The following is a 15716-nucleotide window of genomic DNA, read 5'->3' as shown; positions in this document are numbered from 1 at the left end:
CTGAGGCTTTTAGGCAGTGATGAAACCAGAATCGATGTCGACTGATAAAACAGGGTCTACCCATAATGAGCCTACTGTGGATAACGAATTAGATATCCGCAGCCTGTTCCGTACTCTTTGGCGCGGTAAGGTGTGGATTATCGGTATGGCAATTCTTTTTGCTGCAATCGCGCTGGGTGTTTCCTATCTGGTGAAACAACAGTGGAGTGCAACAGCCATTACTGACCGGCCAACAGTCAATAATTTGGGTGGTTTTTATTCTCAGCAGCAGTTTTTACGTAATCTGGATACTCGCATCAATAGCGGAGTTGCCAGTGAGCAACCCGGTATCTCTGACGAAGCTTATGGTGAGTTTATTACCCAACTTGCGGCTTACGATACCCGTCGTGATTTCTGGCTGCAAAGTGATTACTACAAACAGCGTCTGGAAGGTGATGCCAAGGCTGATGCCGCATTACTGGATGAGCTGATAAACAATATTGTTTTCACCCCACGCGATGACAAGAAAATGCTGAATGACAGCATTAAATTGACGGCAGAAACGGCCAGTGATTCCAATAAATTACTCCGTGGTTATATTGATTTTGCCAGTCAGCGTGCAGCTAGCCATTTGAATGATGAGATTCAAGGGGCATGGGCGGCTCGTACTCAATCGATGAAAGCACAAGTTAAACGGCAAGAAGCGGTCGCTCAAGCGGTGTTTGATCGTGAAGTGACGGCAGTTAAGCAAGCATTGAAAGTCGCAGGTCAGCAAGGAATTAACCGAAACCAAACAGATACTCCGGCAGAGCAGTTACCAGATTCCAAGATGTTTATGCTGGGTAAACCGATGCTTGAAGCCCGTTTGGAAACATTACAGGCTACCGGACCAAGTTTTGATATTGATTACGATCAGAACCGTGCCATGCTGGCAACATTGAACGTCGGTCCAACGTTGGATAAAACGTTCCAGACATATCGCTACTTACGTACACCGGAAGATCCAGTTACCCGTGATAGTCCGCGCCGTATTTTCCTGCTGATTATGTGGGGTGCGATTGGTGCACTGGTTGGGGCTGGGGTGGTGTTGGTTCGTCGTACCAGTATACCAGCGTAATTCATTGGCGTTGCCGTCGGGTAAAACGGCCATGTAGCAGCGCCAGGTAAAAAGAGTATAAATCGTTAATGGGCGCATTGTGCGCCCAACTTGCAGGCGTTGTCTGCGGCTAACTGACCTTAAAGAGATTCACTGTGAAAGTGTTGACTGTTTTTGGCACCCGGCCTGAAGCCATTAAGATGGCTCCTCTGGTGCATGCCTTGGCTCAGGATGAAGCCTTTGAATCGAGAGTCTGCGTGACGGCCCAGCATCGCGAGATGCTGGATCAAGTGTTACGCTTATTTGAGATTCAACCGGACTATGATTTAAATATCATGAAACCGGGACAGGGATTGACGGAAATAACCTGCCGTATTTTGGAAGGGTTAAAGCCTGTTCTAGCAGAATTTAAGCCAGACGTTATTTTGGTTCATGGCGATACGACCACGACACTATCAACCAGCCTGGCAGCATTTTATCACCGTATTCCTGTCGGCCACGTCGAGGCTGGATTGCGCACAGGGAATCTCTATTCTCCGTGGCCGGAAGAGGCCAACCGTCAACTGACGGGGCATCTTGCTATGTACCATTTCGCGCCGACCGAGAATTCCCGCCAAAACCTGCTCCGTGAGATGGTACCGGCGAACCGCATTTTTGTCACCGGCAATACGGTGATCGATGCGCTGTTCTGGGTGCGGGATCGGGTGATGAATAACCCGGAGTTACGCTCCAGCCTGGCGCAACGCTACCCGTTCCTTGATACCAGTAAGAAGATGATTTTGGTCACGGGTCACCGTCGTGAGAGCTTTGGTGGTGGTTTTGAGCGGATTTGCAGTGCGTTAGCTGAAATTGCCCTTAAGCACCCCGAGGTGCAGGTGGTTTATCCGGTGCATCTCAACCCGAATGTCAGTGAGCCGGTCAATCGTATCTTGAAGGGTATTGATAATATCATTCTGATTGACCCGCAAGATTACTTGCCATTCGTTTATCTGATGAACCACGCTTACCTGATCCTGACCGATTCTGGCGGTATTCAGGAAGAAGCGCCTTCATTAGGTAAGCCGGTGCTGGTGATGCGTGATACCACCGAACGCCCGGAAGCAGTCGATTCCGGTACGGTTCTGTTGGTTGGCACTAATATTAATAAAATTGTCGATGCAGTGACCCGCTTGCTCACTGATGAAACTGCCTATCATCAAATGACACGGGCGCATAATCCTTACGGTGACGGGCATGCCTGTCAACGCATCCTTGAAGCTTTAAAGAATCATCAGGTGACGTTATGAGTTTTGAAACTATTTCTGTTATCGGTCTTGGGTACATTGGTCTGCCAACTGCTGCTGCTTTCGCGTCGCGCAAGAAGAAAGTGATTGGGGTTGATGTCAACGCCCATGCTGTTGAAACCATTAATCGCGGTGCTATCCATATCGTGGAGCCGGATTTAGATAAAGTGGTGAAGATTGCTGTTGAAGGCGGTTACCTGCAAGCGGTGACCAAACCGCTGGCAGCTGATGCGTTTCTTATTGCCGTACCGACACCGTTTAAAGGCGATCACGAACCGGATATGGTTTATGTTGAATCAGCCGCTAAATCTATCGCCCCAGTATTGAAAAAAGGTGATCTGGTCATTCTGGAATCCACCTCTCCAGTTGGTGCGACTGAACAAATGGCCCAATGGCTGGCTGAAGTGCGCCCGGATCTGAGCTTCCCACAGCAAGCCGGTGAAGATGCTGATATCAACATCGCCTACTGCCCTGAACGTGTGTTACCCGGTCAGGTCATGGTTGAACTGATTCAGAATGACCGCGTTATCGGTGGTATGACGCCGAAATGCTCCGCCCGTGCCAGTGAGTTGTATAAAATCTTCCTCGAAGGCGAATGTGTGGTGACTAACTCCCGCACCGCTGAGATGTGTAAGCTGACGGAAAACAGCTTCCGCGACGTTAACATTGCTTTTGCCAATGAGTTGTCACTGATTTGTGATGAGCAGGGCATCAATGTGTGGGAACTGATTCGCCTGGCGAACCGTCACCCACGCGTAAATATTTTGCAGCCAGGTCCAGGTGTGGGCGGTCACTGTATCGCGGTTGATCCATGGTTTATCGTTTCACAGAATCCACAATTGGCACGCTTGATCCACACGGCACGTTTGGTGAATGACGGCAAACCATTGTGGGTGGTGGATCGGGTTAAAGCCGCCGTTGCTGATTGTTTGGCTGCCACCAATAAGCGCGCCTCTGAAGTAAAAATTGCCTGCTTTGGCTTGGCATTTAAACCCAATATTGATGACCTGCGTGAAAGCCCGGCAGTCGAAATTGCCCATTTGATCGCCGAATGGCATATCGGCGAAACATTGGTAGTTGAACCTAATGTTGAGCAACTGCCAAAATCACTGGCAGGTCACGTGACACTGAAAGACACCGCGACTGCGTTGCAGCAAGCGGATGTGCTGGTGATGTTGGTCGATCACCGCCAATTCAAAGCAATTAAACCTGAAGATGTGAAGCAATCGTGGATTGTTGACACCAAAGGAGTATGGCGTTGAGACGTATTCTAGTCACAGGCGGGGCCGGTTTTATCGGCTCTGCGGTGGTAAGACATATTATCGATGGTACCTCAGACAGCGTAGTGGTGGTGGATAAGCTCACCTACGCCGGTAATCTGGAGTCACTAGCTGTTGTCGCCCAGAACGAACGTTATGCGTTTGAGCAGGTAGATATCTGCGATCGCGCCGAATTGGATCGGGTTTTTGCGCACTATCAGCCGGATGTGGTGATGCATCTGGCGGCAGAAAGCCATGTGGACCGCTCGATTGATGGCCCTGCGGCCTTTATCGAAACTAACGTGGTGGGCACTTACACCCTGTTAGAGGCGGCGCGTCATTACTGGCAGCAACTGAGTGCTGAGGCGAAGCAGGCGTTTCGCTTCCACCATATCTCGACCGATGAGGTATATGGCGATCTGCACGGTACTGATGATCTGTTTACCGAAACTACACCTTATGCGCCAAGCAGCCCTTATTCAGCGTCTAAGGCGTCCAGTGACCATTTAGTTCGTGCCTGGTTGCGGACTTATGGCCTACCGACGCTGGTAACTAATTGCTCAAATAACTATGGTCCATATCATTTCCCTGAGAAGTTGATACCACTGGTTATTCTGAATGCACTGGCGGGTAAACCGTTGCCGGTGTATGGCAATGGCGCACAGGTACGCGACTGGTTGTATGTCGAAGACCACGCGCGGGCCTTGTATCAGGTGGTTACCGAAGGTGTGGTGGGCGAAACATACAATATTGGCGGCCATAATGAGCGCAAAAATCTTGAGGTGGTTGAGACCATTTGTACACTTCTGGATGAACTTATCCCCGCCAAACCGGCCGGAATTGTGCATTACCGTGACCTGATTACTTATGTCAAAGACCGTCCAGGCCATGATATGCGCTATGCCATCGATGCCGGCAAAATTGAGCGGGAATTAGGCTGGCGGCCACAGGAAACCTTCGAAAGTGGCATCCGCAAAACCGTATTGTGGTATTTGAATAATGAATCGTGGTGGCGGCGGGTTCAGGATGGTTCTTACGCGGGTGAGCGTTTGGGCTTAAGTGACTGACGATAGGTTCGTAGTCTATTAATCACTGGGATGACGTCATCCAGTAGTTTGCATGATGTTTTGCCTGTGTATAACGTCTGCCTGATGGTTTCAGGAGATTGTATGTTTCAGGAGATCGTATGAAAGGCATAATTCTGGCTGGTGGTTCTGGTACCCGTTTGCACCCCATCACCCGTGGCGTTTCTAAGCAACTGCTTCCCGTCTATGATAAACCGATGATTTACTATCCGCTGTCAGTGCTGATGCTGGCAGGGATCCGTGACGTCTTGATTATTTCCACCCCAGAAGATTTGCCGTCGTTTCAGCGCTTGCTGGGTAATGGTGATGAGTTTGGTATTCATCTGAGTTATGCCGCACAACCGAGTCCCGACGGATTGGCACAGGCATTTATTATCGGGGAAGAATTTATCGGCAATGAACCTTGCTGCTTGGTTCTTGGCGATAATATCTTCTTTGGTCAAGGTTTTAGCCCGAAACTGAAACATGTGGCGGAAAGGACCAAAGGGGCAACCGTTTTCGGTTATCAGGTGATGGATCCCGAGCGTTTTGGTGTGGTGGAGTTTGATGACAATTTCCGCGCGTTGTCTATCGAAGAGAAACCAAGTCAGCCTAAATCCAAATGGGCGGTGACCGGGCTTTATTTTTATGATAACCAAGTTGTTGATTTTGCTAAAAAAGTTAAACCATCGTCGCGTGGTGAACTGGAAATTACCAGTATCAACCAGATGTATCTGGAACGTGATGAATTAACCGTTGAGCTCTTAGGCCGTGGTTTTGCCTGGCTGGACACAGGAACGCATGACAGCCTGATTGAGGCCAGTACCTTTGTACAAACCGTTGAAAAACGTCAAGGTTTCAAAATTGCCTGTCTGGAAGAGATCTCCTGGCGTAATGGCTGGTTGGATGATGACGGTGTCAGGCGTGCGGCGACTGCACTAGCCAAAACCGGTTACGGCAAATATCTATTGGATCTGTTACATGCCCGTCCACGCCAGTATTGAGCCCTTGGACTGGGAAAGTGAATTTTTCCAGCGCCACAGTGCAAAACTGATTTTCTCCGACTCAGCCTCGCAGCTTAATCCGGCTGAGTTGGACGCTTTTACGCTTACCCAAGCTAAAGTACCTACCCATCGCCTTGATCTCATTGACTCTCTTGGTCAACTTGATTTCCATCTGGTTGAAGGAGAAGTCGATCTCTCGTTAGCCATTGATGTAAAAAATGTAATTGGCACGGAAAATGCTTTATCTGAGGCAGATGTCACTGTATCCAGACACCGAGTTGCAACGGCGGCGGATATCCCGCAATTGCGCAGCGTCGCCACCAATGCCTTTGCATTAAGTCGTTTCCGTGCGCCGTGGTATGACCCGCAGGACAGTGGCCGATTTTATGCATTGTGGGCAGAAAAAGCCGTATTGGGCACGTTCGACCATCAATGTTTATTGGTGACTGATACGTTGGGCCAGCCAGCGGGGTTTGTGACGCTACGAGACTTGCAAGATGGCAGTGCGCGTATTGGCTTGTTGGCGGTATTCCCCGAGGCACAGGGTAAAGGTGTTGGTTCATCGTTAATGTCGGCGGCAAAGCAGTGGTGCCAGAGTCATGGGTTACAGCGATTACGGGTAGCCACACAGATGAGCAATATTGCTGCTTTACGTCTTTATATTCGCAGTGGTGCTGCTATTGAGAGCACCGCGTATTGGTTATGCAGGGGATGAGATGATTCCATTTAACGCTCCACCGGTAGTAGGCACCGAACTTGGTTATATGCAGGCCGCGATGGCTAGCGGTAAATTATGCGGTGATGGTGGGTTTACCCGTCGCTGTCAGCAGTGGATGGAGCAGCGTTTCGGTTGTCCGAAAGTTTTACTGACACCTTCTTGCACCGCCTCACTGGAAATGGCTGCGTTGTTACTGGATATCAAACCCGGCGACGAAGTGATCATGCCGAGTTTCACCTTTGTTTCCACCGCGAATGCCTTTGTGCTGCGTGGGGCAAAAATGGTGTTTGTCGATATCCGCCCAGATACCATGAATATCGATGAAACCAAGATTGAAGCAGCGATTACCGATAAAACCAAGGTTATCGTGCCAGTCCATTATGCCGGTGTTGCCTGTGAGATGGATACCATTATGGCGTTGGCGAAAAAGTATAATTTGTTTGTGGTAGAAGATGCCGCTCAGGGCGTGATGTCCACCTACAAAGGCAAAGCGTTGGGGACTATTGGCCATATCGGCTGCTTTAGTTTCCATGAAACCAAGAATTACACGGCTGGCGGTGAAGGTGGCGCGACGCTCATTAATGACCCGTTACTGATAGATCGCGCTGAAATCATTCGCGAAAAAGGTACCAACCGTAGCCAGTTCTTCCGTGGGCAGGTCGATAAATATACCTGGCGTGATATCGGCTCTAGCTATCTGATGTCTGACTTACAGGCCGCGTATCTGTGGGGCCAGTTGGAAGCCGCAGAACAGATTAACCAACGCCGTTTGGCGCTGTGGCAAACCTATTATGATGCTTTCAAACCGTTGGCTGATGCTGGGCGCATTGATTTGCCAGTGATCCCCGGTGATGTGGCGCAAAATGCGCATATGTTTTATATCAAACTACGCGATATTGACGATCGTTCTAATTTTATCAGCTACTTAAAAGAAGCTGAGATTATGGCGGTATTCCATTATATTCCGTTGCATGGTTGCCCGGCAGGTGAGGCATTTGGCCGTATGGCGGGTGAAGACCGCTTTACCACTAAGGAGAGTGAGCGTCTGGTTCGCTTGCCTATCTTCTTTAACCTGACTGATGTGAATCAGAAAACGGTCATTAATACTGTTCTGAGTTTCTTCGCCTGATATGTCTCTGGCAAAAGCATCGATTTGGACTGCTGGCTCTACGCTGATTAAAATCGGCGTAGGGTTGTTAGTGGTTAAGCTGCTGGCGGTGACCTTTGGTCCCAGCGGCGTTGGGCAGGCAGGTAATTTTCGCCAGCTAATTACGGTATTAGGCGTGCTCTCCGGCGCGGGTATCTTTAACGGTATTACTAAGTATGTTGCTGAATATCATCAACAACCTGAACGTTTACGTGCGGTGCTGGGTACCTCTTCAGCGATAGTGTTGGGGTTCTCCACTCTGCTGGCGTTAATTTTTTTGCTGGCAGCTAAACCTGTTAGTTTTGCGTTATTCGGCCATGGGGATTACCAGAATGTGGTGCGCGCAGTGGCGCTTATCCAGATGGGTATTGCCTACGCCAACCTGTTTCTGGCGATCCTCAAAGGCTATCGCGACGCCATGGGTAATGCGCTGGCGGTGATAGGCGGCAGTCTGATTGGTGTCGTGGCGTATTATCTTTGCTTTCGTATCGGCGGTTATCCCGGCGCATTAGTGGGGTTGGCATTAGTCCCCGCGCTGGTGGTGATACCTGCGGCAGCCATGCTGATTCGCCGCAAGACTATCCCCCTAAGTTATCTTAAACTTAGCTGGGACAAGGCATTAGCCAGCCATTTAGGTAAGTTTACCATCATGGCACTGATTACCTCAGTGACCTTGCCAGTCGCCTATGTGATGATGCGTAACTTGCTGGCAGATCAGTATGGTTGGGATGCCGTCGGGATCTGGCAGGGGGTAAGCAGTATTTCAGATGCTTATCTACAATTTATTACGGCGTCATTTACGGTCTATTTGCTACCCACACTCTCAAGGCTCAAAGCTAAAGCGGATATCTCTCGTGAAATCCTGCGCTCACTGAAGTTTGTCTTACCGGCAGTGGCGACCGCCAGTTTGATGGTGTGGCTGTTACGTGATTTTGCTATCTGGCTGCTGTTTTCGCACCAGTTTACCGCCATGCGTGACCTTTTTGCCTGGCAGTTGGTGGGCGATGTGTTGAAAGTCGGGTCGTATGTGTTTGGCTATCTGGTGATTGCCAAAGCCTCTTTGCGCTTTTACATTCTGACGGAAGTGAGTCAGTTCTTACTGTTGACCGGGTTTGCCCATTGGTTAATTCCAATGAATGGCTCTTTAGGTGCAGCACAGGCCTATATGGCAACTTATATCGTCTATTTTGCGCTCTGTAGCTGCGTATTCATTATGTATCGTAGACATTCATCACCGTAGACACTCTTTACAGTAGAAAAAAATGACAACCCTGATTCATGTACTGGGATCTGATATCCCGCACCATAATCTGACTGTGCTGCGCTTCTTTAATGACGTGCTGGCAACGCGTACGCCGATAGAACAGGTGCGGCATTTTATGGTCGCGGCAAAAGAGACAGCACCTTTTTCGTCATTCCCTCAGTTGGATATCGAAACGCACAGCAGCAAGAAAGCTTTGGCTGAGGCGGTTATCGCCCGTGCACAAGCTGATCGCAGCACGCGCTTCTTCTGGCATGGTCAGTTTAATGCCACCCTGTGGCTGGCCCTACTGAGTGGCAAAATCAAGCCACGCCAGGTTTACTGGCATATTTGGGGCGCTGATTTATATGAAGATGCCAAAAGCTGGAAGTTTCGCCTGTTTTACCTGTTGCGCCGTATTGCTCAAGGGCGGGTTGGTCATGTTTTTGCGACCCGTGGCGACTTAATCCATTTTCAGCAGCGTCATCCTCGGGTGCCCGCATCGTTGCTCTATTTCCCAACCCGTATGGATCCGGCATTGACGGGGGTTAACATCGAAAAGTCGTTAGCTGGCCCGATGACTATTCTGGTGGGGAACTCTGGTGATACCACCAATCGTCATATCGAGGCGTTGCAGGCCATTCATCAGCAATTTGGCCCTGATGCCCGGGTTATTCTGCCGATGGGGTATCCGGCTAATAATGAGCTGTATATCGAGCAGGTCAGGCAAGCTGGGCTGGCGCTGTTTGCCGCAGAAAATCTGCGTCTCCTGACAGAACAGATCCCGTTCGATGATTATCTGAATATCCTGCGTGAATGCGATTTGGGCTATTTTATTTTTAATCGGCAGCAAGGTATCGGCACCTTATGTTTATTAACGCAATTTGGTGTGCCTTTTGTCTTGAGTCGCAAAAACCCTTTCTGGCAAGACTTGGCTGAGCAGCATATTCCGGTACTTTTCTATGGTGACTCATTGGATGAGCCGTTGATCCGTGAGGCACAACGCCAATTAGCCGGGCTGGATAAGCAATCTATCGCTTTCTTTAATCCAAATTATATCGAAGGTTGGCAGCAGGCGCTGGCGTTGGCCGCAGGAGAACACCCATGACGCTGGGGCAATTTGGTGGTCTTTTCTGCGTCTATCTGATGGCAGTTATTTTTATCCTGACATTAACCTATCAGGAGTTTCGGCGGGTTCGTTTTAACTTCAATGTGCTGTTTTCAATGCTTTACCTGCTGACTTTCTATTTTGGCTTCCCATTGACTTGTATGCTGGTGTTTCAGTTCGGGGTCGCGGTGGTGCCGGTTGAGTACTTATTGTATGCAATGCTGTCGGCCACGGCCTTTTATGGCATTTATTATGTGAGTTACAAAACTCGCCTGACTAAGCCGCGCAGCCAGCCACGGGCGCCGGTATTCACCATGAATCGGGTGGAAACTAATCTGACCTGGATACTGTTGGCACTGGTGGCTATTGGCACTGTCGGCATCTTCTTTATGCAAAATGGTTTCCTGTTGTTTAAGCTCGATTCCTACAGCAAAATCTTCTCCAGTGATGTTTCGGGTGTGGCACTGAAGCGCTTTTTCTACTTCTTTATCCCGGCGATGTTGGTGGTCTATTTCTTGAAACAAGATATGCGCGCCTGGTTTTTCTTCCTGGCAAGCACGGTGGCGTTTGGCATCCTGACCTATGTTATCGTCGGCGGTACCCGCGCTAATATCATTATCGCGTTCTCATTATTCCTGTTTATCGGTATCGTTCGCGGTTGGATAACCTTGTGGATGTTGGCTGCGGCAGGTGTCTTTGGGATTGTTGGTATGTTCTGGCTGGCCCTGAAACGCTATGGTTTGGATGTGAACGGCGCAGAGGCGTTTTACACTTTCCTCTACCTGACACGGGATACCTTCTCGCCGTGGGAAAACCTAGGGCTGCTGCTACAAAACTACGACAAAATAGATTTCCAAGGGCTGGCACCGATTATTCGTGATTTTTATGTCTTTATTCCCAGTTCGCTTTGGCCGGAGCGTCCAGACTTGGTACTTAATACCGCCAATTACTTTACTTGGGATGTGCTGGATAATCACTCCGGGCTGGCTATCTCTCCAACCCTGATCGGTTCTTTGGTGGTAATGGGCGGGGTGCTGTTTATTCCACTGGGTGCTATTGTCGTAGGATTAATCATTAAATGGTTCGATTGGCTCTACGAACAAGGCAAAGCAGAAAACAACCGTTATAAAGCGGCAATTCTGCAAAGTTTCTGTTTTGGTGCGGTATTTAACATCATTGTATTGGCACGGGAAGGATTAGATTCGTTTGTGTCACGCGTGGTGTTTTTCTGCGTGATTTTTGGTGCCTGTCTGGTACTGGCAAAATTGTTGTATTGGTTGTTCGATACCGCGGGTTTGATAACGCAACAGTTACAGCGTCGGGTTAACAAGCCGAAGCGTTCATCCACTCCTGAAACGGGCCGCCAACTGTAAGGATCGTAATGGAACCGAATACTGTTATTCCAAAATATAATGTCCGTGGTTTCGAGATTTGGGGCTTTCGTGATATGGCTCAAACGCTGGATCATTTGCTAAGCAGCGGCCCGGTGAAGACCGGAACGCTGGTGGCAATGAACGCAGAGAAACTGCTCAAAGCTGAGGATGATGCGGCGTTGCGTGAGTTGATCACCGAGGCTGAATATCTGTATGCCGACGGTATCAGTATGGTGCGTGCGATTCGTCGTAAATACCCACAGGCGAAGCTGTCACGGGTAGCGGGTGCAGATTTGTGGGAAGCACTCATGCAGCGTGCCGGGCAGCAAGGGACGCCGGTCTTTTTGGTGGGCGGTAAACCTGACGTGTTGGCAGAAACTGAAGCTAAATTACGCGCGCAATGGAATGTGAATCTGGTGGGTAGCCAGGATGGCTATTTTACACCAGAGCAGCGCGAAGCCCTGTTTGCGAGAATAGCGGCTAGTGGCGCGGCGATAGTGACTGTCGCCATGGGATCGCCTAAACAGGAAATGTTTATGCGTGACTGCCGTAAGTTCTATCCCGATGCACTGTATATGGGCGTTGGTGGCACCTATGACGTCTTTACCGGTCATGTCAAACGTGCACCTAAGATATGGCAGAACATGGGGCTGGAGTGGCTTTATCGCCTGCTGGCGCAACCAAGTCGTATCCGGCGTCAGTTCAAGTTGCTTAAGTTTGTTGGTTATTATTACAGCGGCCGTCTGTAATATTGTCTTTTGGGCAGGGTTTCACCAACCCTGCTGTTATAAAACCTCTCGCATTTATTCCTTCTACCAATATCATCACGCCTTAATTCCATTTTGGAATCGATTCTTTAATTTTTATTCCATAAAGTTTTAGTTTCCTGTTTGCTAATCTGACCCAGATACGGAAGGATACCGGCCGGTTAGGGTTATGTGCTCATAATCGCCTTTTATTGTGGGTGGTTTCCCTATTCGTTAACTTGCATAAATTAAAGTAGTCATCATTAGGCTGAACACGTTGGTGCAGTCGTTAGATTTTTTTGTGTGAAAAACGTCTATTTTTAATAAAAACAATAGATTAATTAATAAAAACAACCGGGAAAGCCGGAGCAGACACATCATCAGTTCACAGAGGATATATGGCAGATAACGAAGAGAAAAAAGGATTACACCGTGGGTTGGAAGCCCGGCATATCGAACTGATAGCGTTAGGTGGGACAATTGGCGTCGGGTTGTTTATGGGGTCCGCCAGCACCCTAAAATGGGCCGGGCCTTCGGTATTGCTGGCTTATATCATTGCTGGCTTATTTGTATTCTTTATTATGCGGGCCATGGGCGAAATGCTTTATCTGGAGCCGGTTGCCGGCTCCTTTGCCGTCTATGCCCATAAGTATCTTAGCCCCTATTTCGGCTATCTAACGGCTTGGGGTTATTGGTTTATGTGGATAGCGGTAGGGATATCAGAAATTACCGCGATTGGGGTATACGTTCAGTTTTGGTTCCCAGAAATTCCACAATGGCTACCTGCGATTGCCGGGGTGGCCATAGTGGCGCTGGCTAATCTGGCGGCGGTCAGATTATATGGTGAGCTGGAGTTCTGGTTCGCGATGATCAAGGTTACCACCATCATTGTGATGATTCTGGTGGGGTTGGGGGTTATCTTCTTCGGTTTTGGTAATCACGGACAAGCGATTGGTTTTGATAACCTGACAGCCCATGGCGGCTTTTTTGCCGGCGGGTGGAAAGGATTCATGTTTGCTTTGTGTATTGTGGTGGCGTCCTATCAGGGGGTTGAGCTGGTGGGTATCACCGCCGGTGAGGCTAAAAACCCGCAAGTGACATTAAAGCGAGCCATTAATAATATTTTATGGCGCATCCTGATTTTCTATGTTGGCGCGATATTTGTCATTGTCACTATCTTCCCGTGGAATGGTATCGGCACGGAAGGCAGCCCGTTTGTCCTGACATTTGCCAAGATTGGGATAGTTTCAGCTGCGGGTATTATTAACTTCGTGGTGCTGACTGCGGCACTGTCAGGCTGTAACAGCGGTATGTATAGCGGCGGGCGTATGTTGTATGCACTGGCGAAAAATCGCCAGTTACCTGCCTGCCTGACTAAGCTGTCGGCCAGCGGTGTGCCAGTTTACTGTATTGCGGTGACGATTCTGTGTCTGCTGGTGGGGTCAAGCCTTAATTACATTATTCCAAATCCACAGCAGGTGTTTGTCTATGTTTACAGTGCCAGTGTATTACCGGGCATGGTGCCGTGGTTTGTGGTCCTCGTTAGCCAGCTGCGTTTCCGCCAGGTACATAAAGAAGCGTTAAAGCAGCATCCGTTTAAATCCATCATGTTCCCGTATGTAAACTATCTAACTATCGCTTTCTTGATATGTGTACTGGTCGGGATGGGGATTAACCCTGATACCCGTTTATCTTTGTTAGTCGGGGTGATTTTCCTTGGATTGGTGTCGGCATGTTATTTCGGACTGAGAATGCATAAACACAACGTTGCTGAAACATCTCCAAAGTAATTGGCGTTGTAGGTAGGCCGCAAGCGAATGACGAATCTGCTGGGAACCGATTTGAATGCTGTTTGCAGTAAGTAGTCTTGTAGAGGCCCGGTCCATGGAAGGGTCGGGTACCGAGAGCAGTGAACATCCTTGCGGCTTCAAGTATGAAGGGGATAAAACGTCTATAAAACGGCGCGTGTCAAGGTAGTTGTCGCCTCAGTTAATTCATGCGGCCAACGTTTCACGTTCCGGATTTAACCAGACCTCATCCTGCCGGTGCCAGTTTCTCGTTGAACCTGACCACCGATGTGGATTCTGCATTTTCGCCGCTTCATAGACCGATTTACGCTGCGCCAGTAGTGCCCGATCTTCACCTCTGTGTCGTTGCCCTGGTGTGACGTAACGGATACCACTGTGCCGATGTTCTTCGTTATACCAGCCAACGAAGGTTTCTACCCACGCCTGCGCATCCTCCAGCGTCGCGAAGCCCTTCTCCGGCCAGCTCGGCACGTATTTCAACGTCCTGAACAGCGATTCAACATACGCGTTATCGTTGCTCACCCGTGGCCGGCTGTGCGACGGGGTTATCTTAAGTTCCGCAAGCTTTACCTGCAGCACCTGTGACTTCATCGGGGCTCCGTTATCCGCATGCAGTACCAGCGGCTCCTGCCAACAGCGTTCGCTCAGCACTGTCCGATTCATCAGCTCTGCCGCATGCTCACCACTTTCAACCAAGTGAACCTCGTGACCGACGATTTTGCGGCTGAACACGTCTTCTATCAGGTACAGATAGAACCAGTGTCCTGCCGTCAGCGACCTCAGCCAGGTAATATCCCATGACCACACCTGATTCGGTGCCGTCGCCCTCCAGGTCGATAGCGGCTTGCTTTGCGCTACCCTCTGCCGACCACGGTGCGTTGTTTCGCCAGCACGTCTTAGTATCCGATAAAACGTTGACTCACTGGCGATATAGCGCTTTTCATCCGCCAACAAAGGAACGATTTGCGTCGGTGGCAGGCTGGCGAACCGCAGTTCATGACAGAGGGCTAAAACCTGTTGTTCCTCTTCGGCAGTGAGTTTGTTCTTCGGGATGGGCCGTGACGCCGTGGGTCTGCGGTCATGCGTCCCTTTTCCCCAACGCTGTAATGTTCGCTCACTAAGCCCAATAGACTGGCAAGCCTCGCTCAGCCTCGCGCCTGCAGCAACGGCTTCCTTTACGATTGTCATCAATCGCAGCCTGTCCGGAGTCGGCGTCATTCGTCCCCGTTTTCCTCGACGAACAACGCCTTGAACTTTTTTTGCAATATCAGCAATGCCGCAGCCTCAGCCAACGCCTTATCCTTGCGGGCAATTTCACGCTTAAGCTGATGAATTTCGTTTTGCTGTTTCTTGACGAGTGCTTTCTCTTCACGCGGATCTGGCTGCATTATCTCATTCTTCCACTGCTGAATTTGCTCAGGGTAGAGCCCTTTACGGCGACAGTACTCAGCAACAGCATGGGCGGAAAGAGGTGCCGTTTCAACCAGGATGGCAAAACGAGCCTCACGGGACCATTGCTGCGGGGTTTTTACCTCAACGTGGGTGCTCGCGGTCGAAATACCTGCCTTGGAGCGCCAGGTGTAAAGCGTATTGACAGGGATCCCCTCAGAGCGTGCAATCTGAACAACCGGCTGATTGTGTGGTGGCATCATTCTGGCAATCACAGCGGCTTTAAGCTCAGGTGAATACGTTTTCATTCTTGTTGTCTCCAGCCCCTTGGATGTTTTCAGTTAGAGGCGACAACTACCCTGACATGGGGGGAAAACCAGCGAACAAGGCAAGGGGGGGCTATTAATGGCTAACTTTTGCGGCAGAGTGTGCAAAGCGTAAGCAAACACACCATTTCTTCTAAAAAAGCACTAGACAGCCAAGTATTAAAACCGTAGTATCC

The 15716-nt window shown here is 49.6% G+C and carries 13 protein-coding genes; 12 read left to right on the top strand and 1 reads right to left on the bottom strand.

The window, feature by feature from the left end:
* Positions 1–19: 19 nt before the first annotated feature.
* The 12 genes from wzzE (at position 20) to thrP (ending at position 13807) form a co-directional block, all read left to right on the top strand.
* The gene (gene wzzE / locus ACWJJO_RS21630; protein WP_193784859.1) at positions 20–1096 is read left to right on the top strand and encodes an ECA polysaccharide chain length modulation protein; all 1077 of its coding nucleotides are present in this window, start codon (positions 20–22) and stop codon (positions 1094–1096) included.
* A gap of 134 nt (positions 1097–1230) precedes the next feature.
* Positions 1231–2361: a non-hydrolyzing UDP-N-acetylglucosamine 2-epimerase gene (wecB, locus tag ACWJJO_RS21625; RefSeq protein ID WP_083161872.1), complete on the top strand. Its 1131-nt coding sequence runs from the start codon at positions 1231–1233 to the stop codon at positions 2359–2361.
* Positions 2358–3620 (top strand): UDP-N-acetyl-D-mannosamine dehydrogenase, encoded by a 1263-nt coding sequence (wecC, locus tag ACWJJO_RS21620; protein ID WP_083161874.1) that lies wholly within the window; start codon positions 2358–2360, stop codon positions 3618–3620. The genes wecB and wecC overlap by 4 nt, the downstream gene beginning before the upstream one ends.
* Positions 3611–4684: a dTDP-glucose 4,6-dehydratase gene (gene rffG, locus ACWJJO_RS21615; protein ID WP_481091511.1), complete on the top strand. Its 1074-nt coding sequence runs from the start codon at positions 3611–3613 to the stop codon at positions 4682–4684. Before wecC ends, rffG begins: the two co-directional genes overlap by 10 nt.
* 119 nt (positions 4685–4803) lie before the next feature.
* The gene (gene rfbA / locus ACWJJO_RS21610) at positions 4804–5685 is read left to right on the top strand and encodes a glucose-1-phosphate thymidylyltransferase RfbA (RefSeq protein ID WP_420073276.1); all 882 of its coding nucleotides are present in this window, start codon (positions 4804–4806) and stop codon (positions 5683–5685) included.
* The gene (gene rffC, locus ACWJJO_RS21605) at positions 5663–6400 is read left to right on the top strand and encodes a dTDP-4-amino-4,6-dideoxy-D-galactose acyltransferase (protein ID WP_481091510.1); all 738 of its coding nucleotides are present in this window, start codon (positions 5663–5665) and stop codon (positions 6398–6400) included. Before rfbA ends, rffC begins: the two co-directional genes overlap by 23 nt.
* A 1-nt stretch (position 6401) precedes the next feature.
* Positions 6402–7532 (top strand): dTDP-4-amino-4,6-dideoxygalactose transaminase, encoded by a 1131-nt coding sequence (rffA, locus tag ACWJJO_RS21600; RefSeq protein WP_420073278.1) that lies wholly within the window; start codon positions 6402–6404, stop codon positions 7530–7532.
* A gap of 1 nt (position 7533) precedes the next feature.
* On the top strand, positions 7534–8790 hold the full coding sequence (wzxE, locus tag ACWJJO_RS21595) for a lipid III flippase WzxE (protein ID WP_083161882.1): 1257 nt from the start codon (positions 7534–7536) through the stop codon (positions 8788–8790).
* A gap of 22 nt (positions 8791–8812) precedes the next feature.
* The gene (locus tag ACWJJO_RS21590) at positions 8813–9898 is read left to right on the top strand and encodes a TDP-N-acetylfucosamine:lipid II N-acetylfucosaminyltransferase (protein ID WP_481091509.1); all 1086 of its coding nucleotides are present in this window, start codon (positions 8813–8815) and stop codon (positions 9896–9898) included.
* Complete coding sequence (wzyE, locus tag ACWJJO_RS21585; protein ID WP_083161886.1) at positions 9895–11271, top strand: ECA oligosaccharide polymerase; 1377 nt, start codon at positions 9895–9897, stop codon at positions 11269–11271. The genes ACWJJO_RS21590 and wzyE overlap by 4 nt, the downstream gene beginning before the upstream one ends.
* An 8-nt stretch (positions 11272–11279) precedes the next feature.
* On the top strand, positions 11280–12020 hold the full coding sequence (wecG, locus tag ACWJJO_RS21580; RefSeq protein ID WP_083161888.1) for a lipopolysaccharide N-acetylmannosaminouronosyltransferase: 741 nt from the start codon (positions 11280–11282) through the stop codon (positions 12018–12020).
* Positions 12021–12415: 395 nt separating this feature from the next.
* The gene (gene thrP / locus ACWJJO_RS21575; RefSeq protein WP_083161890.1) at positions 12416–13807 is read left to right on the top strand and encodes a bifunctional threonine/serine APC transporter ThrP; all 1392 of its coding nucleotides are present in this window, start codon (positions 12416–12418) and stop codon (positions 13805–13807) included.
* Positions 13808–14011: 204 nt separating this feature from the next.
* On the opposite strand, the gene ACWJJO_RS21570 is transcribed toward thrP, so the two are convergent.
* A protein-coding gene (locus tag ACWJJO_RS21570) for an IS3 family transposase (protein ID WP_481090522.1) occupies positions 14012–15522 on the bottom strand; the annotation gives its coding sequence in 2 pieces (ribosomal slippage) (positions 14012–15087 and positions 15087–15522; 1512 coding nt in all).
* Between the last annotated feature and the right edge of the window lie 194 nt (positions 15523–15716).

The organism is Yersinia antarctica (assembly GCF_056636475.1).
The sequence above is the reverse complement of the archived record's forward strand: the minus strand, read 5'-3'. Positions and strand labels throughout refer to the sequence as shown.